At 32.6% G+C, this 22,978-nt stretch carries 17 protein-coding genes, 1 tRNA gene, 3 rRNA genes and 1 other RNA gene; 18 read left to right on the top strand and 4 right to left on the bottom strand.

The annotated features are described in order from the left end of the window. Positions 1 to 3: 3 nt before the first annotated feature. Positions 4 to 1,248 (bottom strand): Mur ligase family protein, encoded by a 1,245-nt coding sequence (locus CM240_RS06475; RefSeq protein ID WP_423219464.1) that lies wholly within the window; start codon positions 1,246 to 1,248, stop codon positions 4 to 6. Between the two features lie 324 nt (positions 1,249 to 1,572). Then, a complete protein-coding gene (locus CM240_RS06470) occupies positions 1,573 to 2,421 on the bottom strand; it encodes a YitT family protein (RefSeq protein ID WP_044037550.1) in 849 nt (282 codons plus the stop codon). 264 nt (positions 2,422 to 2,685) lie between these two features. Here CM240_RS06470 and CM240_RS06465 point away from each other — a divergent pair, with 264 nt between their 5' ends. From CM240_RS06465 to CM240_RS06435, 7 genes are all read left to right on the top strand, one after another. Continuing rightward, complete coding sequence (locus tag CM240_RS06465) at positions 2,686 to 3,546, top strand: undecaprenyl-diphosphate phosphatase (protein WP_044039796.1); 861 nt, start codon at positions 2,686 to 2,688, stop codon at positions 3,544 to 3,546. Positions 3,547 to 3,691: 145 nt separating this feature from the next. After that, on the top strand, positions 3,692 to 4,786 hold the full coding sequence (locus CM240_RS06460; protein ID WP_044037548.1) for a 6-phosphofructokinase: 1,095 nt from the start codon (positions 3,692 to 3,694) through the stop codon (positions 4,784 to 4,786). 621 nt (positions 4,787 to 5,407) lie between these two features. Further along, positions 5,408 to 6,921 (top strand): 16S ribosomal RNA (locus tag CM240_RS06455). Between the two features lie 435 nt (positions 6,922 to 7,356). Then, positions 7,357 to 10,257 (top strand): 23S ribosomal RNA (locus CM240_RS06450). Positions 10,258 to 10,313: 56 nt separating this feature from the next. After that, positions 10,314 to 10,431: ribosomal RNA gene (gene rrf / locus CM240_RS06445) — 5S ribosomal RNA — on the top strand. Together the 16S, 23S and 5S rRNA genes with 1 tRNA gene alongside form the textbook arrangement of a ribosomal RNA operon. Before the next feature lie 5 nt (positions 10,432 to 10,436). Further along, a tRNA-Asn gene (locus CM240_RS06440) sits at positions 10,437 to 10,511 on the top strand. Positions 10,512 to 10,637: 126 nt separating this feature from the next. Next, complete coding sequence (locus tag CM240_RS06435) at positions 10,638 to 12,653, top strand: amylo-alpha-1,6-glucosidase (protein ID WP_044037546.1); 2,016 nt, start codon at positions 10,638 to 10,640, stop codon at positions 12,651 to 12,653. 49 nt (positions 12,654 to 12,702) lie between these two features. Here the strand turns inward: CM240_RS06435 and CM240_RS06430 are convergent, their stop codons facing one another. Then, the gene (locus CM240_RS06430; protein WP_156930517.1) at positions 12,703 to 13,527 is read right to left on the bottom strand and encodes a ComEC/Rec2 family competence protein; all 825 of its coding nucleotides are present in this window, start codon (positions 13,525 to 13,527) and stop codon (positions 12,703 to 12,705) included. Between the two features lie 100 nt (positions 13,528 to 13,627). Here CM240_RS06430 and CM240_RS06425 point away from each other — a divergent pair, with 100 nt between their 5' ends. From CM240_RS06425 to CM240_RS06400, 7 genes are all read left to right on the top strand, one after another. Beyond that, entirely contained in the window at positions 13,628 to 14,332 is a 705-nt protein-coding gene (locus CM240_RS06425) for a lysophospholipid acyltransferase family protein (protein WP_242838493.1), read from the top strand. A gap of 79 nt (positions 14,333 to 14,411) precedes the next feature. Next, the gene (locus CM240_RS06420) at positions 14,412 to 14,711 is read left to right on the top strand and encodes a hypothetical protein (RefSeq protein ID WP_044037545.1); all 300 of its coding nucleotides are present in this window, start codon (positions 14,412 to 14,414) and stop codon (positions 14,709 to 14,711) included. 49 nt (positions 14,712 to 14,760) lie between these two features. Continuing rightward, positions 14,761 to 14,939: non-coding RNA, 6S RNA (gene ssrS, locus CM240_RS17100), on the top strand. Between the two features lie 100 nt (positions 14,940 to 15,039). Beyond that, positions 15,040 to 15,960: an HPr(Ser) kinase/phosphatase gene (hprK, locus tag CM240_RS06415; protein ID WP_044037543.1), complete on the top strand. Its 921-nt coding sequence runs from the start codon at positions 15,040 to 15,042 to the stop codon at positions 15,958 to 15,960. Further along, a complete protein-coding gene (locus CM240_RS06410; RefSeq protein WP_044037540.1) occupies positions 15,944 to 16,501 on the top strand; it encodes a 5-formyltetrahydrofolate cyclo-ligase in 558 nt (185 codons plus the stop codon). The genes hprK and CM240_RS06410 overlap by 17 nt, the downstream gene beginning before the upstream one ends. Positions 16,502 to 16,561: 60 nt before the next feature. After that, a complete protein-coding gene (locus tag CM240_RS06405; protein WP_423219472.1) occupies positions 16,562 to 17,983 on the top strand; it encodes an aminopeptidase in 1,422 nt (473 codons plus the stop codon). A gap of 26 nt (positions 17,984 to 18,009) precedes the next feature. Further along, positions 18,010 to 18,834, top strand: coding sequence for a prephenate dehydratase (locus CM240_RS06400; RefSeq protein ID WP_044037537.1), 825 nt, complete (start codon positions 18,010 to 18,012; stop codon positions 18,832 to 18,834). Between the two features lie 28 nt (positions 18,835 to 18,862). Here the strand turns inward: CM240_RS06400 and CM240_RS06395 are convergent, their stop codons facing one another. Further along, positions 18,863 to 19,702, bottom strand: a complete 840-nt coding sequence (locus CM240_RS06395) for a PHP domain-containing protein (RefSeq protein WP_044037535.1) — start codon at positions 19,700 to 19,702, stop codon at positions 18,863 to 18,865. Between the two features lie 123 nt (positions 19,703 to 19,825). Here CM240_RS06395 and CM240_RS06390 point away from each other — a divergent pair, with 123 nt between their 5' ends. The 4 genes from CM240_RS06390 to CM240_RS06375 are packed head-to-tail and all read left to right on the top strand — an operon-like array spanning position 19,826 to position 22,972. Next, positions 19,826 to 20,416: an anthranilate synthase component II gene (locus tag CM240_RS06390; RefSeq protein ID WP_044037533.1), complete on the top strand. Its 591-nt coding sequence runs from the start codon at positions 19,826 to 19,828 to the stop codon at positions 20,414 to 20,416. Further along, on the top strand, positions 20,409 to 21,749 hold the full coding sequence (pabB, locus tag CM240_RS06385) for an aminodeoxychorismate synthase component I (protein WP_044037531.1): 1,341 nt from the start codon (positions 20,409 to 20,411) through the stop codon (positions 21,747 to 21,749). Before CM240_RS06390 ends, pabB begins: the two co-directional genes overlap by 8 nt. A gap of 17 nt (positions 21,750 to 21,766) precedes the next feature. Then, positions 21,767 to 22,462, top strand: a complete 696-nt coding sequence (locus CM240_RS06380; RefSeq protein ID WP_044037529.1) for an aminotransferase class IV — start codon at positions 21,767 to 21,769, stop codon at positions 22,460 to 22,462. A 15-nt stretch (positions 22,463 to 22,477) separates the two neighbouring features. Then, positions 22,478 to 22,972 (top strand): HD domain-containing protein, encoded by a 495-nt coding sequence (locus tag CM240_RS06375; protein ID WP_044037527.1) that lies wholly within the window; start codon positions 22,478 to 22,480, stop codon positions 22,970 to 22,972. Positions 22,973 to 22,978 lie beyond the last annotated feature (6 nt).

Genomic DNA, 22,978 nt, shown 5'->3' with positions numbered 1-22,978 from the left:
CTCCTACCATAAATTGTTTATATATTTTTTTTCATGAAGATATTTTCTAAATGAAGTCATAGCTGTATAAGTACAAAGTAGATATACTTTATCACTTTCAGTATTTTTTATAGAATTAAGAAGTTTATCATAGTCCTCACAAAGAACAAAAGAATTCTCATTCATGCCAGCTATCTTTAATCTTATAGCCATATCATAAGCTCTTATACCACCTACAAGAATAGAACTAATATCTAATGTAGACAATTGTTCAAAGTTAACATCCCAAATCCAAGAGACGTCTGTACCATCTGCATAATTATCATTAAGCAGAAAACCTACTGTTATTAATTGATTTTCAAGCATTACAGTATTTATAGCTTCATTATATCCAGCAGGATTTTTTACAAGAATAATTTTTACTTCTTTATTATTAATACTTAAGGATTCTTGTCTACCAAAAGCACTTTGTATTTTACTTAATGATTTACTACATACGTCAAAAGAAATTGAATTCTCCATAGCTACTGCTAAAGCACAAATACCATTATAAATATTGTAACTACCAGGTTGATTAATAACTAAATTTTTATCATTAATTAATACATCTGAGTAGGATGGTGTTGTTTCTAAAACTTTATCAACTCCATATTTTAATGTTGGATGTGAAAAACCACATGACTCACAATAATAACTTCCTAGATGATTATAAGTTATAAAGTTGTATTTATACATAGCACCACATTTTTTACAAAACTTTGCATCTGCATTAATATCAATTTTTGTATTTGAGTTAAAACCTTCGTTGAATCCATAATATAATATTTCATTAGGTAAATCTAAGTCACCTAATAAAGATTCATCTCCATTTAAAATAAGTTTAGACGATGGAGATTTTTTTATAGCATCAATAAGAATATTAAGAGTAGTATATACTTCTCCATATCTGTCTAATTGATCTCTAAATAAATTAGTTATAGTAATTATATTTGGTGACACATATTCAGTAAAAAATTTTAAATTTGCTTCGTCAACTTCAATAATAGCATAGCCTTCATTTTTAGAGAAAAACTTATAATTTTTTATAAAGGTAGTAACTATTCCTGTAATTAAGTTGGCACCGGAACCATTAGTAATTACCTTTGAACCATTTTCTTTAAAAATATTATATATCATAGATGTAGTAGTAGTTTTACCATTTGTACCTGTAACAACTATAATATTATAATCTTTAGCAACGGTTTTAAGAATATCCTTTTTAATTTTCATTGCAATTTTACCAGGAAAATTAGTTCCTCCTTTAAATATAGCTTTATTTAAAGTTATTGTAATTTTACCAGCGATTATTGATAAAAAATTTCTAATACCTATTTAAGACAACTCCTCTCATGTATATTATTTCATATAATAAAGTCAAATTCTAATCTTATAGAATAGGATATATCAATTTTAAATTGTAACATATTTACTTTTGCATTACTAGTAATACTTATAAAAAACAATAAATTTGTAAATTATACGCGAAAAAAGTATAAAAAAACATTAAATTGCGTTTAGTAAGTGTTAATGTAAATAAGTAAAAACACTCACTTATTATACAGATAAGGAGTGCTCTTTAAAGTTACCATGTATATGTTCAACTTCTGATATTGTTATAAAAGCCTTGGTATCTATTGATGAAACAATAGATTTTAGTGATGACAACTCGTTAGTTTGAACAACTACATATATGAATTTTTTAGAGTTATCAGAATATCCACCAACAGCATCTAAGATAGTTACACCTCTTCCAAGCTTTTGAGAAATGGCTTTTATTATTGGTTTTGGATCATCACAAATTATCATACATTGTTTTGAAGCAGAAAAAGTTTTTTGTACAGTCTCTATAGTTTTAGAACGAATAAAACTCATTATAATAGCATACATAACATATTCTAACCCAAGAGTTATACCTACAATTATATATATAAAAATATCCTGACACAATAATATATTTGAAAGTGGAAAATTTGGAGTAATCTTTCTTATGATTTTGCCTGATATATCTAAACCACCTGTGGAACCGCCTCCCATAAAAATAAATGACATAGCTGCACCGGATACAACACCACAGAAAATTGCCGCAGTTAACTTATCCTTAAGTGGTGTTACATCAAATATAGTAGGAATTATATCTATTAATGTTGAAGAGAGAAATACAATTATACCACTTTTAATAGCGAAGTTTTTACCTAACAATTTAAATCCAAGAATAAAAAGAGGGATATTTATAAGAAGAGTAGATAGCCCTATTTTGAATCCGAATAATTTGTTAAGTATAAGCGATATACCTAAAAGACCTCCAGTTCCAATATCATTAGGCTGTAGTAAAACAGCAGCGTAAATAGAATATAGTAAACAGCCGATGGTTAAAAGCGAATAACGCTTTAATGAAAGATACATATAGAATTAGCCTCCTTAAAAAATGTCATTCTAATATTAACATGGACAACTTTCATGTACAAAGTCATTAATACTTCAATAAAGTTCAAAAAATCAGTTTATTAGACAATATTAAAGATTTATAGAATATTGCAAGAAAATAATCATTTTTTCAAAAATAAGAATATATATTTTCAAAAATATTTTAGAGAAAACAGAATATCTGATTTATCAATGTTATAGATATAATTAAGAAAAGTTAAATAAGGAGGTGAAAAAGTGGAAATTTTATTTATTTTAAAAGCTGCATTATTAGGAATAGTAGAAGGGTTAACAGAATTTTTGCCAGTTTCATCAACAGGCCATCTTGTTATATTTGGAGAGATTATAAAGTTTAACAATGGAGTAAGACAGGAATTTATAGATATGTTTAATATGGTAATACAGCTTGGGGCAATACTTTCTGTGATAGTAATATATTGGGACAAAATATGGAATACTATTAAAACTTTTATTCCTAACGTAAATATTTGCGGAAATAGTACATATAAAGAAAGCGGATTACATTTTTGGTCTATTATTGCATTAGCATGTATTCCTGGTGCGGCTTTAGTATTACCTTTCGATGATTGGGTAGAAAAAAATTTATTTAATTCTAGAGTAGTAGCGTTGACTTTAGTTTTAGGCGGAATTGCTATGATAGTATTTGAGAAAAAATATAGAGATTTAAAAAATAATAGAACAAATAGTATATTTGAAGTGACCTATAAGCAAGCTCTAATAATTGGAATTTTTCAATGCTTGTCTATAGTTCCTGGGATGAGTAGATCTGCATCAACAATTATAGGAGCTTGGGTAGCTGGATTATCTACTGTAGCTGCAGCTGAGTTTTCATTTTTTTTAGCAATACCAGTTATGTTTGGGATGACAACTATAAAGTTATTTGGCATAGGAGGATTAACAGCTCTTACAACATCAGAATTATTAGCCCTTGGAACTGCTTTTTTAGTAGCTTTTATAGTGGCAATAATAGTTATTGATAAATTTATTGGATATTTGAAAAAGAATTCTATGAAGCCTTTTGCTATATATAGATTTTGTTTTGCTATAGTTGTATTGATTTCTGGCTTTTTTAATATAATATAAAAATTTTTAATGATGAAAAGCTAAATAGTTATAAGTAAATCTTAGTAATAAAGTATATTAAATTAAATTTTCGGATTAAATATAATATTTTAAATTTTCTAAATATATTGTATAATATATCCAGAAGGGGTTTGGAGGGATGTATATGGAAAGAAAAATAAAAAAAATAGGTGTTTTAACAGGTGGAGGAGATTGTCCAGGACTAAATGCAGTAATAAGGGGATTAACAAAAGCTGCTATTGGAAAATATGGATATGAAGTTATTGGATATACATTTGGTTACAGGGGATTATACAATAACGAATTTATTAAATTAACAAATGAAACAGTATCAGGAATACTTCATAGGGGCGGAACTATATTATATAGTTCAAATAAAGATAACTTGTTTGATTATGCAGTTGAAGAAAATGGAGAGATAGTAAAGAAAGACGTGTCTGATGTAGCTGTTGAGAATATGAAAAAAGAAGGAGTTGATGTTTTAGTAGTTATAGGAGGGGATGGAACATTAACTTCTGCAAGAGATTTTTCTAGAAAAGGAGTAAAAGTTATAGGTGTACCAAAGACAATAGATAATGATTTGGCCGCAACTGATGTAACCTTCGGATTTAATACAGCTATAGATATAGCAACAGAAGCGTTAGATAGATTACATACTACAGCTGAATCACATCATAGAGTAATGATCTTGGAAGTTATGGGAAGAGGAGCAGGTTGGATTTCACTAGAAGCTGGAATTGCAGGATCTGCTGATGTTATATTGATACCTGAAATACCATATGATATAGAAAAAATAGCTGAAAAGGTTAGAGCAAGAGAAGAAGAAGGAAAAAAATTCACTATTATAGTTGTAGCAGAAGGTGCAAAACCTAAAAATGGTGATGTAGTTATTGCCAAAATTGTTGAAGATAGCCCCGATCCTATTAGATTAGGTGGAATAGGTAATAAGTTAGCAGAGGATTTAGAAAGGATAGTAAATCATGAAGTTAGAGCTACTGTATTAGGTCATATACAAAGAGGTGGTAATACTTGTACTTATGATAGAATATTATCAACTAGATATGGTGTAGCAGCGGCAGATTTAATAAATGAAGAAAAATATGGTTCAATGGTAACATTGAAAGGAAATAATATTTCATATGAATCTTTAGAAAATGTCATCGGAGAAACTAAAAATGTAGATCCTGATGGTGAGTTAGTAAGAACTGCAAGAAGTATAGGTATATGTTTTGGAGATTAATATAAATATATGATTTTAGGAAGAAGTATTATAAGATAGTTTTATCTATTCTATAATACTTCTTTTATAAATTTAAGGTTAAATATTAAAATAATAAAAAACTATGCCAAGTGTATCAATAATGAAATATAACTATAAAATTAAGAAAAAGCGAGAAAAATAATTATAATTTCAAATAATGCTCAAATATATATAAATTTAATTTAAAATATAAATATATAATAGTCAATGTCGCTGCGACGGAGTAGTGACATTGATAGAATATGATCTTTGAAAATTGAACAGAAGAAACATATAACCAGTTAATTCTTTAAATTGACATTATATAATTTATTCGCTAGGAACAAGCAGGGCGAGGAAGCAAAAAACGAATGAGTTTTGTAGATGACGAAGCAATGCGCAGTTAATAGTAGAATAAAATGTCAGCAAACTAGTACTAAGCTAGTAATCAAACTTGCAAGAGTTTCCTATTCGCTAGAAACGAGCAGGACAAGGAAGCTAGGAGTGAATGAGTGAACTATACTTTGTATGTGAACGAGTGAACGACGACGCTGACGCAGTAATGCGTAGTTTATAGTAGAATACTAATACAGAATTATTAATTAATTCGAAGGAACTTTTTAAATTGAGAGTTTGATCCTGGCTCAGGACGAACGCTGGCGGCGTGCTTAACACATGCAAGTCGAGCGAACAAAGCTCCTTCGGGAGTGGAGTTAGCGGCGGACGGGTGAGTAACACGTGGGTAACCTGCCTTATAGAGGGGGATAGCCTTCCGAAAGGAAGATTAATACCGCATAAGAAGTAGAAGTCGCATGGCTTTAGCTTTAAAGGAGCAATCCGCTATAAGATGGACCCGCGGCGCATTAGCTAGTTGGTGAGGTAACGGCTCACCAAGGCGACGATGCGTAGCCGACCTGAGAGGGTGATCGGCCACATTGGAACTGAGACACGGTCCAGACTCCTACGGGAGGCAGCAGTGGGGAATATTGCACAATGGGCGAAAGCCTGATGCAGCAACGCCGCGTGGGTGATGAAGGTTTTCGGATCGTAAAGCCCTGTCTTTTGGGACGATAATGACGGTACCAAAGGAGGAAGCCACGGCTAACTACGTGCCAGCAGCCGCGGTAATACGTAGGTGGCAAGCGTTGTCCGGATTTACTGGGCGTAAAGGGAGCGTAGGCGGACCTTTAAGTGAGATGTGAAATACCCGAGCTCAACTTGGGTGCTGCATTTCAAACTGGAGGTCTAGAGTGTCGGAGAGGTAAGTGGAATTCCTAGTGTAGCGGTGAAATGCGTAGAGATTAGGAAGAACCCCGGTGGCGAAGGCGACTTACTGGACGATAACTGACGCTGAGGCTCGAAAGCGTGGGGAGCAAACAGGATTAGATACCCTGGTAGTCCACGCCGTAAACGATGAATACTAGGTGTGGGGGTTGTCATGACCTCCGTGCCGTCGCAAACGCATTAAGTATTCCGCCTGGGGAGTACGGTCGCAAGATTAAAACTCAAAGGAATTGACGGGGGCCCGCACAAGCAGCGGAGCATGTGGTTTAATTCGAAGCAACGCGAAGAACCTTACCTAGACTTGACATCTCCTGAATTACTCTTAATCGAGGAAGTCCCTTCGGGGACAGGAAGACAGGTGGTGCATGGTTGTCGTCAGCTCGTGTCGTGAGATGTTGGGTTAAGTCCCGCAACGAGCGCAACCCTTATTGTTAGTTGCTACCATTAAGTTGAGCACTCTAGCAAGACTGCCGTGGTTAACGCGGAGGAAGGTGGGGATGACGTCAAATCATCATGCCCCTTATGTCTAGGGCTACACACGTGCTACAATGGTGAGTACAAAGAGACGCAAAACCGTGAGGTGGAGCAAAACTCAAAAACTCATCCCAGTTCGGATTGTAGGCTGCAACTCGCCTACATGAAGTTGGAGTTGCTAGTAATCGCGAATCAGAATGTCGCGGTGAATACGTTCCCGGGCCTTGTACACACCGCCCGTCACACCATGAGAGCTGGTAACACCCGAAGTCCGTGAGGTAACCGCAAGGAGCCAGCGGCCGAAGGTGGGATTAGTGATTGGGGTGAAGTCGTAACAAGGTAGCCGTAGGAGAACCTGCGGCTGGATCACCTCCTTTCTAAGGATATATGTTTAGGGAGAACCTAAGCAAAAAGGTTTATGTCTTCTGTTCAATTTTGAAAGATCATAGAATCTTTCAAAATTATATGTTCGCTAGAAGCGAGCAGTACGAGGAAGCAAGGAACGAATGAGCGAATAATACTTATGTATATGAGCGAAATGAGTGACGTAGCTGACGAAGTAATGCGAAGCTTATAGTAGAGCAGATTGTTCTTTGAAAATTGCATAGTTACAATAAAGACTTTAAAATCTATTATAGATTTACTGATTTATATACCTATACTAATCTAGTAAAGATTGTATAGATTTATTCGCTAGAAACAAGCAGTACGAGGAAGCAAGGAGCGAATGAGTGAACAATACTTTTGTATGTGAACGAAATGAGCGACGTAGCTGACGAAGTAATGCGCAGTTTATAGTAGAATAAATGATAGGTCAAGCTACAAAGGGCGCAGGGCGAATGCCTTGGCACTAGGAGCCGATGAAGGACGTGATAAGCTGCGATAAGCTGTGGGTAGCCGCACATAGGCCGTGATCCACAGATTTCCGAATGGGGAAACCCACATGAGAAACCTCATGTATCCTTAAGTGAATACATAGCTTAAGGAAGGTAACCCGGGGAACTGAAACATCTAAGTACCCGGAGGAAGAGAAAGAAACATCGATTTTCTGAGTAGCGGCGAGCGAAACGGAAAGAGCCCAAACCAAGAGCTTGCTCTTGGGGTTGCGGACAGTTCATAAATACTTTGGAATTCTAGTCGAAGACAACTGGAAAGTTGCACCGCAGAATGTAATAGTCATGTAGGCGAAAGAACGAAAAAGTCAGAACTGATCCAGAGTACCACGAGACACGTGAAACCTTGTGGGAAGCAGGGAGGACCACCTCCCAAGGCTAAATACTACCTAGTGACCGATAGTGAAGCAGTACCGTGAGGGAAAGGTGAAAAGAACCCCGGGAGGGGAGTGAAATAGAACCTGAAACCCTGTGCCTACAACCGGTCGAAGCACCTTATGTGTGTGACGACGTGCTTTTTGTAGAACGAGCCAACGAGTTACGGTATGCAGCAAGGTTAAGTACTTATGGTACGTAGCCGAAGGGAAACCAAGTCTGAATAGGGCGACTAGTTGCATGCTGTAGACCCGAAACCGGGTGACCTATCCATGGCCAGGTTGAAGCGAGGGTAAAACCTCGTGGAGGACCGAACCACGTTGGTGTTGAAAAACCATGGGATGAGCTGTGGATAGCGGAGAAATTCCAATCGAACTCGGAGATAGCTGGTTCTCCTCGAAATAGCTTTAGGGCTAGCGTCTGGTAAATTAAGTGATGGAGGTAGAGCACTGAATGGGCTAGGGGGCCGCGAGGCTTACCGAACCTTATCAAACTCCGAATGCCATACACTTGTACCCAGGCAGTCAGACTGCGAATGATAAGATCCGTAGTCAAAAGGGAAACAGCCCAGACCGTCAGCTAAGGTCCCTAAATGTAGATTAAGTGGTAAAGGATGTGAGGTTTCTAAGACAACTAGGATGTTGGCTTAGAAGCAGCCACTCATTTAAAGAGTGCGTAATAGCTCACTAGTCGAGAGACCTTGCGCCGAAAATGTCCGGGGCTAAAATCTACTACCGAAGCTACGGACTCCTAACGGAGTGGTAGAGGAGCTTCCTGTATGGGCTGAAGTCGTACCGAAAGGAGCGGTGGACTGTACAGGAGTGAGAATGTTGGCATAAGTAGCGAGAATTGAGTGAGAATCTCAATGGCCGAAAATCTAAGGTTTCCTGGGGAAGGCTCGTCCGCCCAGGGTTAGTCGGGACCTAAGCCGAGGCCGAAAGGCGTAGGTGATGGACAATCGGTTGATATTCCGATACTACCAAATGACGTTATTACCAATGGAGTGACGCAGGAGGATAGGGTGTGCAGACTATTGGATGTCTGTCTAAGCACTTAGACATGTCTCTAGGCAAATCCGGAGACTAAGTTGAGGTGTGATGGGGAGCTCGTATGAGCGAAGTACCTGATTCCACGCTGCCAAGAAAAGCTTCTAGGGAGGAGTTTGGTACCCGTACCGCAAACCGACACAGGTAGATGAGGAGAGAATCCTAAGGCCAGCGGAAGAATTGCAGTTAAGGAACTCGGCAAATTGACCCCGTAACTTCGGGAGAAGGGGTGCCTACAGAAATGTAGGCCGCAGAGAATAGGCCCAAGCAACTGTTTAGCAAAAACACAGGTCTCTGCTAAAGCGAAAGCTGATGTATAGGGGCTGACGCCTGCCCGGTGCTGGAAGGTTAAGGGGATCACTTAGCGCAAGCGAAGGTGTGAACTTAAGCCCCAGTAAACGGCGGCCGTAACTATAACGGTCCTAAGGTAGCGAAATTCCTTGTCGGGTAAGTTCCGACCCGCACGAATGGCGTAATGATTTGGGCACTGTCTCAACTGCAAATCCGGCGAAATTGTAGTACCAGTGAAGATGCTGGTTACCCGCGATTGGACGGAAAGACCCCGTAGAGCTTTACTGTAGCTTAGCATTGAGATTTGGTATTGTCTGTACAGGATAGGTGGGAGACTAGGAAGCATGGGCGTCAGCCTGTGTGGAGTCATCCTTGGGATACCACCCTGACAGTACTGAATTTCTAACCGGAGGCCTTGAATCAGGTCACGGGACATTGTTAGGTGGGCAGTTTGACTGGGGCGGTCGCCTCCTAAAAAGTAACGGAGGCGCCCAAAGGTTCCCTCAGAACGGTCGGAAATCGTTCGAAGAGTGCAAAGGCAGAAGGGAGCCTGACTGCGACACTTACAAGTGGAGCAGGGACGAAAGTCGGGCTTAGTGATCCGGTGGTTCCTCGTGGGAGGGCCATCGCTCAACGGATAAAAGCTACCTCGGGGATAACAGGCTGATCTCCCCCAAGAGTCCACATCGACGGGGAGGTTTGGCACCTCGATGTCGGCTCGTCGCATCCTGGGGCTGTAGTAGGTCCCAAGGGTTGGGCTGTTCGCCCATTAAAGCGGCACGCGAGCTGGGTTCAGAACGTCGTGAGACAGTTCGGTCCCTATCCGTCGCGGGCGTAGGAAATTTGAGAGGAGCTGTCCTTAGTACGAGAGGACCGGGATGGACTGACCTCTGGTGTACCAGTTGTTCCGCCAGGAGCACAGCTGGGTAGCTATGTCGGGAAGGGATAAACGCTGAAAGCATCTAAGCGTGAAGCCCACCTCAAGATAAGATTTCCCATGACGTTAAGTCAGTAAGACCCCTGGAAGACTACCAGGTTGATAGGTCAGAGGTGTAAGTGTGGTAACATATTTAGCTGACTGATACTAATAGGTCGAGGGCTTGTCCAATGTATATAAAAAAGTTTATTGTAGCATGCAATTTTGAAAGAACAATATCTTTCAAATCTGGTGATGATGCCTCTAAGGGATACACCCGTTCCCATACCGAACACGATGGTTAAGCCTCAGAGGGCCGATGGTACTGCACGGGAGACTGTGTGGGAGAGTAGGATGTTGCCAGGTAATGATCCGTAGTAGCTCAATGGTGGAGCATTCGGCTGTTAACCGACAGGTTGGAGGTTCGAGCCCTCTCTACGGAGCCAAAAGAGATTAGTATTTTACTAATCTCTTTTTTTATATGTAATTTAATGGTGGTTAACAGTATAGATAAATGATATAATAATTTACGTAATCATTTTCATTAAATGTTGTATAAAAGAGAGGGCGTTATGGAAAAAATATATGAATTAGGGAAATCAAGTTGGAGAACTATTGAAGAAGGAAATGAATTTTCTTGGATGATAGGAAATGGAATTGGGGGATATTCCAATAACACTATAATAGGTGGAGGAGCTACAGCATTTCATAGCTATCTTGTTGCATCATTAAATCCACCTGTAAATAGAGTATCTCTTTTCACAAGAACTCAAGAGGAAATAATGATTGGAAATAATATAATAGATTTAACTTCACAGCAATATGTTAATAGCTCAAAAAATGGACAAATATATTTGGAAAGATTTACATTTGATACTATTCCAGAATACACTTATAGAGTAGATGATACATATATAAAAAAGAGCATAGCTATGGAATATGGTCATAATACTGTTGTAGTATGTTATGAAATTGAAAATGGTATGGAAGATTCTAAATTAAAAATTGTGCCATTGTTTAACTATAGACAAGCTGGTGAGCTTAGTGAGAAATCAGAATTAAAATTTGATATGGAGTTAAAAGATAGAATATTAAAATTGACACCTAAAGATAATGAAGAATTAAGTATAAGCTTTTATATATCTGAGGGTGAATTTTATGATAGGAGTTTGATTCCTACTACAATGGCTACTCCAAATTATTTATTTGAAGAAAATAACTATTATAAGATTGATAATAGAACAGGATCATTGGGAGTAGACAATCATTTTACACCTTATGAAATAAATATAAAACTTAAGTCATTTGAAAAGAAAAGATTTTATATAAAATGTACAATTGAAGAAATTGATGATAAAGATGGTTTTACTATATTAGAAGAATATAAAGATAGAGTAGAAAAGATAGTGGAAAAAGCTGGTTATGATGATAATTTTATAAATAATCTTATAAAATCAGGAGATCATTTTATAGTAAATAGAAATAGTACTGGTTTAAAAACTATTCTAGCTGGATATCCATGGTTTACTGATTGGGGAAGAGATACTATGATTGCTTTTGAGGGATTAGTTTTAGTACCTAAAAGATTTAAAGAGGCAGAGGAAATCTTAGAGTCATTTGCGAGATATGTTAAAAATGGATTGATACCTAATTTATTTCCAGCAGAAAACACACCACCGGAATATAATACAGTAGATGCATCTTTGTGGTATTTTCAAGCTGTTTATAAATATCTTAAATATTCTAAAAGCACAGATAGTTATGATTTTGTTAGAGAAAAAATATATCCTAAGCTTATAGAAATTTTTAAGGCATATTCTACTAATACTGATTTTTCAATTGGTATGGATAGTGATGGGCTAATATTTGCTGGAGATGGATTGGATCAAGTTACTTGGATGGATGTACGAGTAGGAGATTTAGTTGTAACGCCAAGGCATGGAAAACCAGTAGAGATAAATGCATTATGGTATAATGCATTACATATATTGGAGAGGCTATCAATTGAGTTTGGTGAAGAGTATAGTATATACTCTGAATTAGTTTTAAAAGTAAAAAAATCATTTAATGATAAGTTTTGGAATGAAGAAAAAAATTGTTTATATGATGTTATTGAAGAATATGATGATAAAATACGTCCAAATCAAATATGGGCAGTAGCACTTCCTTTCTCTATATTAGATGATGAAAAAGAAAAGAAAGTTGTAGATACAGTTTATAAGTATTTATATAATACATATGGATTAAGAAGTCTTTCATATATGGATAAAGATTATAAAGGGAAATACATTGGAAAATTAATTGATAGAGATTGTGCATATCATATGGGAACTACTTGGGCATATTTAATTGGTGGGTTTATTACTGCATATTGTAAGGTTAATAATCACTCTAAAGAGGCAATTGAAAAGGCTAAAGAAATGTGTTATTTATTCCAAGATCATATGAGAGATGGATGTATTAATGGTATAGCAGAAATTTTTGATGGTGACTTTCCATCTACTAGTAGGGGATGTTATTCACAAGCTTGGAGTGTTGCTGAGGTACTAAGAGCATATGCATCTGATGTATATCCATATTTAGAGTAAGAAAAAGAGTTATTGCTCAATAAATTAATATTGTGCAATAGCTCTTTATTTATTTTTCAGTATTAATGATACATTTATTGTCCTTTATAATAACATCTATAGTGCCATTAATGTCTGTTCTAAAAATATTTTTCTCTGTATATTTATTAAGAGTAGCTAATGTAGCTTTAGAAGGATGATTATAATTGTTATATTTACCTACAGAAATAATAGAAAAGTCTGGGGATACTTTTTTTACAAAATCTTCACTAGAAGAAGTATTACTGCCATGATGACCTACTTTTAGAAAATTACAATTAATATTTTCAGAAATAAGTTGATTTTCGATTTCTTTTTCTGCATCACCCATAAATAGAAAAGTGTATTTTTCAAAAGAAATTTTAATCACTATAGAAAAATTATTATCATTGTTATAGTTATCACTTTTAGGTGATAGAACTTTTATATTTGCATAATTTGAGAAGTCAAGATTTGTTGGGGAGTTAATTAAGAAAGTTTTATTTGATTTGTTTTTAATAAGTTCTAATAATGATAAAAATTCTTCGTTTTCTGAGTCAATTGTAGAAGTATAGAAATTGTGTATTTTAAAATTAGTAACTATAGCATCTAATCCTCCAAAATGATCTTTATGAGGATGTGTTAGTATTAAGTGATCTATTGAATTAACTCCACGTTTTTTTAAAGAATATACTAGAGATTTTTTTGTATCTTCGTCACCTCCATCAATAAGTATTGTAGTATCAGGCGCTTTTATAAGTATTGAATCTGCAGATTCTACATTGAAAAATGTTACTGATAGCTCTGGTTCTAAAGTTCCAGAATCACTAATAAAAAATGGAAATAAAATCAAAAGTAAAATGTAAACTTTCTTCATAGTAGCAATTATAGACAAATAATATATAAATTAGTCATGTTGAAAAAAACGTTAGAAAAAGGTATAATCAAGTATAAATTTAATAAGAAAGGACATAATTATGAGATTAATAAAGTATGTTAGATTATCGTTTTTAATGATATCAGTTTATTTTTTAGGTATTAGAGTTGATAAGAGATTAAAAAATGGTGAAGATATAGAAGATTATATCTATACTGAAGTAAATAAGTGGGCAAAACAACTTAATAAAATTGTCGGAGTAGATATTACTGTAGAGGGAAAAGAAAATCTTCCAGAAGGAAATTGTTTTTTTGTTTCTAACCATCAAAGCTATTTTGATATTATGACTATTCTTGCATCAATTGAAAAACCTTTAGGGTTCATTGCTAAGCAGGAGCTTAAAACAATGCCTATAGCAGGAAAGTGGATGGAAAGAATAAGATGTAAATTTTTAAATAGAGAAAACCCAAGAGAAGCAATTAAGACTATGAATGAAGCAGCTGAAGAGCTAAATAGAGGATACTCAATGGTTATATTCCCAGAAGGTACAAGAAGCAGAGGTGGAGAAATAGCAGAATTCAAAAAAGGTAGTTTAAAGATTGCAACAAAAGCTAAAGATGTACCAATAGTTCCATTAACTATAGAGGGAACTTATAATGCATTAGAGAAAAATGGATTAAATAGTGCAAAAGTTAAGCTTGTAATAGACAAACCTATATATATAAAAGATTATTCTAAAGAACAATTAAATGAATTAGCTAAACAATGTTATGATATAATAAAAAGTAATCATGACAAAATGTAAGAGATAAAAGTGATAGCTTATGAAAGAGTTATCACTTTTTTATTGAAAAAAGTAATATATATATAATAAGGAGAAACCTATGAATAAAGATAATATATGTGAGATTTTAGAAAAAAATAATGTTGATATTTTAAGTGAAGAAGAAAATATTATAAATATAATATATGAATTTGATGATGTAGAGATTGCAAGTTCAAAATCATTTTGTGAAAATGATGAAGAAATAGAGAACTTTCTTGTAGAATTAGCTGAAGATAATTTGACGGAAATATTAGAGGAAATTGAAGAGGAATTAGGAGTAATATGTAAGTTAAGAAAGACGGAATATAGCTATTTAAGCTACATTAAGTATTCATTGGAATTAACTTACACTAATTAATATAGATAAAGGTATTGATTTTTTATATTTCTTTGATATAATTTGTTTATAAATCCTGAAATGTTCGATGGATCTATAATTGTTCAACCTACAGATTAATTCCGGGATTATCGACATAATTATGGAAGTGGAGCTTTGTATCAGAAAGTTGACTGAAGTAATTTGAGATAAACCCACCTGCTAGAGTGCGGGTGTGAACAAATAGATTACCGGCATTTTGGGATTTTTATTTATTATATAGTATATTTTATAAAATAACTTTATAAAATATAGGAAACAATATATAATTATTTGTAAAGGTTAACTATTAAGGAATGGGGATATGTTTATGAGTGTAAAAATAAATAAACTTATTGAAGATATGAAATTAGAAGTTTTAGTAGAAGGAAATCCAAATGTAGAGATATCCGTTAGTGACATAAATAGACCAGGTCTACAATTTTCCGGATTTTACAATTATTTTGCTAATGAACGAATTCAAATTGTTGGTAATGCAGAGTGGAGTTTTTTAGATACTTTAAGGGAAGAACTAAGGGTAAAAAGACTTAAAAAGTTTTTTAAATATTCTGTGCCATGTATAATTATAGCAAGAAATTTAAAGTGTCATAAAGAGTTGTTAGAAGAAGCAATAAATAACAATACATGGTTATTACAAACAGAAATGTCCACTACAAGATGTATAAATAAATTAATGAACTATTTAGATAAAGAAATGGCGCCGGAAACTCGAATTCATGGAGTACTTGTAGATATTTATGGTATAGGTATTTTAATTACTGGAGAAAGTGGTATAGGAAAAAGTGAAGCAGCATTAGAGCTTATTAAGAGAGGTCATAGACTAGTAACTGATGATGCTGTAGATATAAAGAATATAGATGGAATTCTATATGGAAGTAGTCCATACATAACAGAAGGAATGTTAGAAGTAAGAGGAATGGGTATTATTGATATACCTGCATTATATGGATTGAGTTCAGTATTAAACGAAAAGACTATTGATTTAGTAATTTATATTGAACAATGGAAAGATGGCAGAGATTACGATAGACTTGGTATTCAAAATAAGACTATGGATATCTTAGGTATTAATGTAGATAAGATAGTGATACCAATAAGACCAGGAAGAAATATAGCAGTAATCATAGAAGCCGCTGCTGCTAATTATAGATATAAATTTAATATGAAAGAATCTTCAGTTGAAAAGATTGAAAGAAGAGTTGAGGAGTCTATTAGTGATAGTAGAAAGTAAAAAACTTATCAGGAAGCATATTTTAGAAGAGAGAAGAAATATTTCTAAGCATGAAAAAGAAGAAAAGGATAAAAAAATCTTAACTGATATAATATCTTCGAAAGAATATAAAGAAGCTAAAAAAATTTTTATATATGTTTCCTTAAAAGATGAAGTTGATACTATTGAATTGATAAGGGCGGCATTGGGAGATAATAAAGAAGTATTTGTTCCATATGTCATTTCTAAAAAGGAAGGAATGATTGCTGTTAAAATTCAATCCTTGGAAGATTTGGAAAGTGGCAGTTATGGAATATTAGAACCTAAAGATATAAGTAACACTATTAGAGATAAAAATCAGTTAGATTTAATAATTGCTCCAGCAGTAGCAATAACTAAAACAGGATATAGAATTGGATATGGTGGAGGATTTTATGATAGATTCCTGCAAGATATAGGGGAAAATACAGTAGCAATTGTTATTGTATATGAAGAGCAGGTTATAGATGATATACCAGTAGAGCCTCATGATTATATATTTACTAATGTAATATATGCTTAGTATTTAGTGGCATAATTACAACAAATAATGTAAAATATATAAGTAGACGTAACAAGGAGGATGAAATATATGAGTGAGAAAATTGATTTAGGTTTAGTAAAAAAATATGAATATGCTTGGGATAAATACTCTGACAGTGATTTAAAAGATGTATTTTCTTTTAGTGAAAGATATAAAAAATTTATGTCACAATGTAAAACAGAAAGAGAATGTGTTACTGAATTTATAAGTATAGCTGAAGAATATGGATTTAAAAATTTAGAAGATTTAATAAAAAATAATACTTCACTAAATAGTGGAGACAAAGTATATTATAATAACAAGGAAAAATCGGTAGTATTTTACATAGTAGGTAATGAGCCTATAGAAAAAGGATTGAATATATTAGGAGCACATATTGATTCACCAAGAATAGATTTAAAACAAAATCCATTATATGAAGAAAGTGACTTAGCTTTATTTGAAACTCATTATTATGGTGGGATAAAAAAATATCAATGGGTTGCAATACCATTGGCTATTCATGGTACTGTTATAAAAAAAGATGGATCAAAAGTTAACATAGTTATTGGTGAAGATGATAATGATCCTGTATTTAATATATCTGATTTACTAATACATTTAAGTGGAGATCAAATGGCAAAAACAGCATCTAAAGTTATCGATGGTGAAGCTATGAACTTATTGGTCGGTTCTATTCCAATTAAAAATAAAGATGAGAAGAATAGAGTTAAGATAAACATCTTAAAAATTATAAAGGATAAATATGATATAGATGAAGAAGATTTTGTTTCATCAGAAATAGAACTAGTTCCATCTGGAAAGGCTAGAGATTTAGGTTTAGATAGATCTATGGTTATAGCATATGGCCAAGATGATAGAATATGTGCATATACTGGATTTGAAGCAATATGTAATATTAATAAACCAAGAAAGACAGTTACATTAATTCTTGCAGATAAAGAAGAAGTTGGATCTATTGGAAACACTGGTATGCATGGAAGATTCTTTGAAAATTCTTTATGTGAAATAATGAATTTAAAAGGCGAATATAATGAGATACATTTAAGAAGAGCTCTTAGTAATTCAAAGATGTTATCTGCAGATGTAACTGCTGCATTTGATCCAAATTTCCCATCAGTAGCAGAAAAAAGAAATTCAGCTTATTTTGGAAAAGGGTTAGTTTTTTCAAAATATACTGGTAGTAGAGGAAAAAGCGGATGTAATGATGCAAATGCTGAATTTATGGGAGAACTAAGAAATATTATGAATAATAATAATGTTAGTTGGCAAACTTCAGAATTAGGAAAAGTAGATCAAGGTGGCGGTGGAACTATCGCATATATACTTGCACAATATGGAATGGAAGTAATTGATTGTGGTGTAGCATTACAAAATATGCATGCACCATGGGAAGTATCAAGTAAGGCTGATATTTATGAAACATATAGAGGATATGAAGCATTTTTAAGAGAAGCCTAAAAAAAGTTGTTTTGGGGGAATATTTTATGACAAAGATAATAACATTGGGGCCAAAAGGCACGTTTTCAGATGTTGCTACAAGCATTTACATAGGGAACTCTAATAAGGATTATGATATAGAATATAAGTCAAGTATTAATGATGTTTTTAGATCAATAGATAGTGAAGGTAAAATTGCAATAATACCTATAGAAAATTCTCTTGATGGATATGTTGATCAAGTATTAGATTTATTCTCAGATGGAAATTTGAAGATTGTTAAAGAATTAATAGTACCTGTTCATTTTGCTTTTGGTGGAAATGCTAAAAATATAGAGGAAATAAAAACTATATATGGGCAGTTTAAAACTCAAGGACAGTGTTTAAAATTCTTAAATTCCATGAAGGATGTAAAAATAATTACTACATCTAGCAATATGGAATCTTATGAAAAACTTAAAGAAGGAAAACAAAGTGAAGGAGCTATTATCCCATCACATATGTTAAAAGATAAATGTGATTTTGACTTAACAATAGGTGATGTTACAGATGCTGAAAACAATGTAACAAGATTTATTGTTGTAGCTAAAAATAATAGCGAATACGATACAAGCAAACAATATAGAACATCTATAGTTGTTCATGGAGAGGATAAGCCAGGAGAACTATCTTATATACTTAATCAGTTCTCTAGTCATGGAATAAATTTAAAATCTATAGTATCAAGACCAACTAGAAAGAAACTAGGTAGTTATTTGTTTTATATAGACATAGAAGGAAATTATCCTAATGATAGTAATGTTAAAAAGTCTATTAATGAAATTATGAAAACAAACAAGGTTTCAATTTTAGGATCATATTATACAGTATAAAAAAGAAGAAGGTTAACCTTCTTCTTTTTTACTTATAGATATTAAGTTTTTCTAAAAACGTAGATAATTCTTCTCCTTCTAAATATTTAGTCCCAATAATACCATGTTTAGTGTCAGAATTATCTTTTGTATGAAAATCAGATCCGGCAGTAGTGAATTTACCAAATCTTTTTGCCAAGTTTAAAAATCTTTTAGTATCTTCATCAGTATTTAAAATATATCTACATTCTATACCATCAAAATCTAAGTTAAATAATTGTTCAACTGGATTTTTCTTTATGAGAATAGGGTGAGCTAATACTGCAATACCATTGGATTCGTGGATTTTTTTAATACCTTCTTCTGTAGATATTTTTAAGTTAGGAACATAAGCTGGACTTTTTTTGCATAAAAAATTATCAAAAATATAGTTATAACTATATTTATAGCCACTATCAATTATAGTTCGTGCAATATGTGGTCTTGCCACTGAACCCTTAGATTTTTTATACACATCATCATAAGAAATTGATATATTAAAGTATTTTTCTAAATTAGCTACTATCTTTTTTGCTCGTTCCTTTCTATAATCAACCAATCTTTTTAAAAAATCTTGAAGTTCAGAATTCTTATATGAAGAATCATTAAAATAAGCTAAAACATGAACTGTTTCATCATTATATACTGTTGAGAGCTCAAAAGCAGGAATGACTTTTATACCTAACTTTTCACCGGTAGCTATTGCTCTATCGACACCATTAGTGGAATCATGATCTGTTAGTGCCATAATGTCAAGATTTCTATCTTTTGCTAGTGATACCAACTCTTCAGGTGTTAATGTACCATCTGAACAAGTGGAATGACTGTGAAAATCTCCTTTTGTATACATTCTTACCTCCTATATATGCTTTAATAAGATGATACACTAAAAATCCATTACTATCAAACAAGTATTTCTACTTTAAGAATATTATTAAATTTTGTATAATTATATAGAAAAGGAGATAAAAAAATGTTTTTAATGATAGATAATTATGATTCGTTTGTATATAACCTTGTTAGGTATTTTAAAGAGTTACAGGTAGATATTATAGTTAAAAGAAATGATGAAATAACAATAGATGAAATTAAGAAAATGAACTTAGAAGGAATTATAATATCTCCTGGGCCTAAAAGACCTAAAGATGCAAAAATAAGTTTAGATATAATATCTGAATTTAAAGATAAAATACCTATTTTGGGTATATGCCTAGGACACCAAGCTATTTGTTATGCTTTAGGAGGAAATGTTATCAAAGGTAAAATTCCTATACATGGGAAAATATCGAGAGTTACTCATAATAAAGAAGGACTTTTTAGAGGATTAAAAGATTCTTTTAAAGTTACTAGATATCATTCTTTAATAGTTGAAGAAGCGACGTTACCAGAAGGTTTTCAAATAGATTGTAAAAGTGAGGATGATGTCATTATGGGGATTTCACACAAAGAATATCCATTGTATGGAGTACAGTTTCATCCAGAAGCTGTTCTTACAGAATGCGGACATGATATTTTGAAGAATTATATATGTTTATGTAGGGAATGGTGGAAAAACTATGACTAAGATAAAGAGACTTAATAAATATGTTGATGAATTTGATATCTTTATGAGATTTCATGAATATAAGGATATAGCTTTTTTAGATTCTTCGCTTAAAGATAGTAGAGGAAGGTATTCTATTATAGGATTAAATAGCTATTTAAAAGTTGAAATAGATGATTATTTAAAAGTAAATGATACAATAATAGAGGAAGATTCATTCCAGTATCTAAATAAATTATTTAAAGATAATTATGAAAAAAACGATACAGAATTGCCGATAATATCAGGGGCAATAGGTTATTTTTCTTATGATTTTGGAAGAAAAATTGAAAATTTACCTACTACAGCAATTGATGATACAAATATACCTAAATGTATATTAAATTTTTATGATAATTTCATTATAATAGATAATAAAGAAAAAGAAATTTATGTAACTGCAGTTGGTAAGCTAATAGATTGTGATAGATCAATTGATAAGATAGAAAAAATAATCTATAGCGATTATATTATAGAAGATGATAAAAAAGAATATTGTATAGAGATAAAATCTAACTTCGAAAGAGATCAATATTTAAAAACCATAGATAAGGTTAAAAATTATATCGAAGAAGGAGATATTTATATATGCAATTTGACTCAAAGGTTAAAAGTTAAATCTAATAAAAAACCTATTGATGTTTTTAGTAAACTTAGAAGAATTAATCCATCACCTTTTGGAGGATATATAGACTATGATGATTTTAAAATAGTATCATCATCTCCGGAAAGGTTCTTGAGGATGAAAAATGGATATATTGAAACAGTTCCTATAAAAGGGACAAGAAGAAGAGGAAGAAATGAAGAAGAGGATAACATCCTAAGGGAAGAATTAAGAAATTCTGAAAAAGATAAAAGTGAATTATTAATGATCATAGATTTAGAAAGAAATGATCTTAGTAAAGTATGTAAGGAAAATAGTATAAAAGTAAAAGATTTATTTTCAATAGAGGAATATGCAACAGTGTTTCATTTAGTAACAAAAGTTACTGGAAAAATTAGAGAAGATAAAACAGTTATAGATCTTATTAAAGCAACTTTTCCAGGAGGTTCTATTACTGGTGCTCCCAAAGTTAGAGCAATGGAGATAATAGAAGAATTAGAAGGTGTAAGAAGAGGAATTTATACTGGAGTTATGGGCTATATTACATTTGATAATAGTTGTGATTTAAGTATTATTATAAGGACAATATTATTTAAAGAAGACTATGGTTATATAGGTGTAGGTGGTGGAATAACTTATGAATCTGATAGAGATTTTGAGTTTGAGGAAACTATACAAAAGGCAAGAGCTCTTTTAGAAGCAATGAAATAAAAGGAGATAGGGTAAGTATGAAACTGGATGAGGGATATATGTTTGGAATAGGAGCTTTTGAAACAATTCTTATAAAAGATTCAAAGGCAGTTTTTATAAATGATCATTTGAAAAGATTAAGAGATTCGTTAGATACATTATTTATAGAAAATGATATTGCTAAAAGTGATGTATTATCATATATTAGTGAAAGAAAAATCGAAAACGGAATTTTAAAAATAATGGTGTCTAATGAAAATATAATACTTTCTTTTAGAGATAATCAATATACAAAAGAAGATTACTTAAAAGGATTTAAGTTATGTATTTCAGAAGTTCTAAGAAATGAGACATCTAAGTTAACATATATAAAGTCTTTTAATTATGGCGACAATATTTTGGAAAAGAGAGCTGCCAAAGCTAAAGGCTATGATGAGCCTATATTTTTAAATACAAAGGGTTATATTTGCGAAGGAGCAACATCAAATATATTCTTCATAAAAAATGATACAATATATACTCCTAGGATAGAAAATGGGTTATTGAATGGGATAATCCGTAATAAGATACTAGAGAAGTATGAGGTTAAAGAAGTAGATATCAAGTATGATGAAATAGTAGAATATGAAGAAGTATTTATAACAAATTCAATAGTTGGTGTTATGCCTGTTAGAAGTATTAATGAATGTAGTTTTACAATAGATAAAGTAAGAAATATTACTATAGAGATGTAAAGGGGCAACTACCATATGGAAAGAGTTAATAAAATTATATCTAATGAATTATATAAAGAAAGCCAATTGGCAATAGATAATTGTGAGAAAGAACGTATATTTTGTAATCATGACTTTAATCATTACTTAGATACAGCAAGAATAGCATATATTCTTTCGTTAGAGGAAGGATATAAGGTTGATAAGGAAATTATATATGCTACAGCTTTATTGCATGATATTGGTAGAGTAGATGAATATACTTTAGGTGTCTCTCATGATATAGCTTCAGCAGAAAAAGCAAAAATAATTTTAAAACAGTGTTATTTTGAAGATAAAGAAATAGAAATTATATATGAGGCTATTAAAAATCATAGAGAATATAAAAACAAAAGTTCCTTGGATAAGGAAATGACATTATCAGAATTACTATATAGGGCAGATAAATTAAGTAGGTGTTGTTACAATTGTAATGCCTATTTAGAATGTAAATGGAATAATGAAATTAAAAATAATAATATTAAGTATTAGGAGTTG

It is taken from the genome of Clostridium bornimense, assembly GCF_000577895.1.
GTDB lineage: Bacteria > Bacillota > Clostridia > Clostridiales > Clostridiaceae > Clostridium_AN > Clostridium_AN bornimense.
The sequence above is the reverse complement of the archived record's forward strand: the minus strand, read 5'-3'. Positions and strand labels throughout refer to the sequence as shown.

Bases quoted from the DNA above. Each gene is read 5' to 3' on its own strand.
- CM240_RS06430 (WP_156930517.1), bottom strand. From the start codon at position 13,527: ATGAAGAAAGTTTACATTTTACTTTTGATTTTATTTCCATTTTTTATT.
- CM240_RS06405 (WP_423219472.1), top strand. From the start codon at position 16,562: ATGAAATATATGAGTGAGAAAATTGATTTAGGTTTAGTAAAAAAATAT.
- CM240_RS06475 (WP_423219464.1), bottom strand. From the start codon at position 1,248: ATGAAAATTAAAAAGGATATTCTTAAAACCGTTGCTAAAGATTATAAT.
- pabB (WP_044037531.1), top strand. From the start codon at position 20,409: ATGACTAAGATAAAGAGACTTAATAAATATGTTGATGAATTTGATATC.
- CM240_RS06460 (WP_044037548.1), top strand. From the start codon at position 3,692: ATGGAAAGAAAAATAAAAAAAATAGGTGTTTTAACAGGTGGAGGAGAT.
- CM240_RS06395 (WP_044037535.1), bottom strand. From the start codon at position 19,702: ATGTATACAAAAGGAGATTTTCACAGTCATTCCACTTGTTCAGATGGT.
- CM240_RS06375 (WP_044037527.1), top strand. From the start codon at position 22,478: ATGGAAAGAGTTAATAAAATTATATCTAATGAATTATATAAAGAAAGC.
- CM240_RS06380 (WP_044037529.1), top strand. From the start codon at position 21,767: ATGAAACTGGATGAGGGATATATGTTTGGAATAGGAGCTTTTGAAACA.
- CM240_RS06435 (WP_044037546.1), top strand. From the start codon at position 10,638: ATGGAAAAAATATATGAATTAGGGAAATCAAGTTGGAGAACTATTGAA.
- CM240_RS06420 (WP_044037545.1), top strand. From the start codon at position 14,412: ATGAATAAAGATAATATATGTGAGATTTTAGAAAAAAATAATGTTGAT.
- CM240_RS06470 (WP_044037550.1), bottom strand. From the start codon at position 2,421: ATGTATCTTTCATTAAAGCGTTATTCGCTTTTAACCATCGGCTGTTTA.
- CM240_RS06425 (WP_242838493.1), top strand. From the start codon at position 13,628: ATGAGATTAATAAAGTATGTTAGATTATCGTTTTTAATGATATCAGTT.
- hprK (WP_044037543.1), top strand. From the start codon at position 15,040: ATGAGTGTAAAAATAAATAAACTTATTGAAGATATGAAATTAGAAGTT.
- CM240_RS06390 (WP_044037533.1), top strand. From the start codon at position 19,826: ATGTTTTTAATGATAGATAATTATGATTCGTTTGTATATAACCTTGTT.
- CM240_RS06400 (WP_044037537.1), top strand. From the start codon at position 18,010: ATGACAAAGATAATAACATTGGGGCCAAAAGGCACGTTTTCAGATGTT.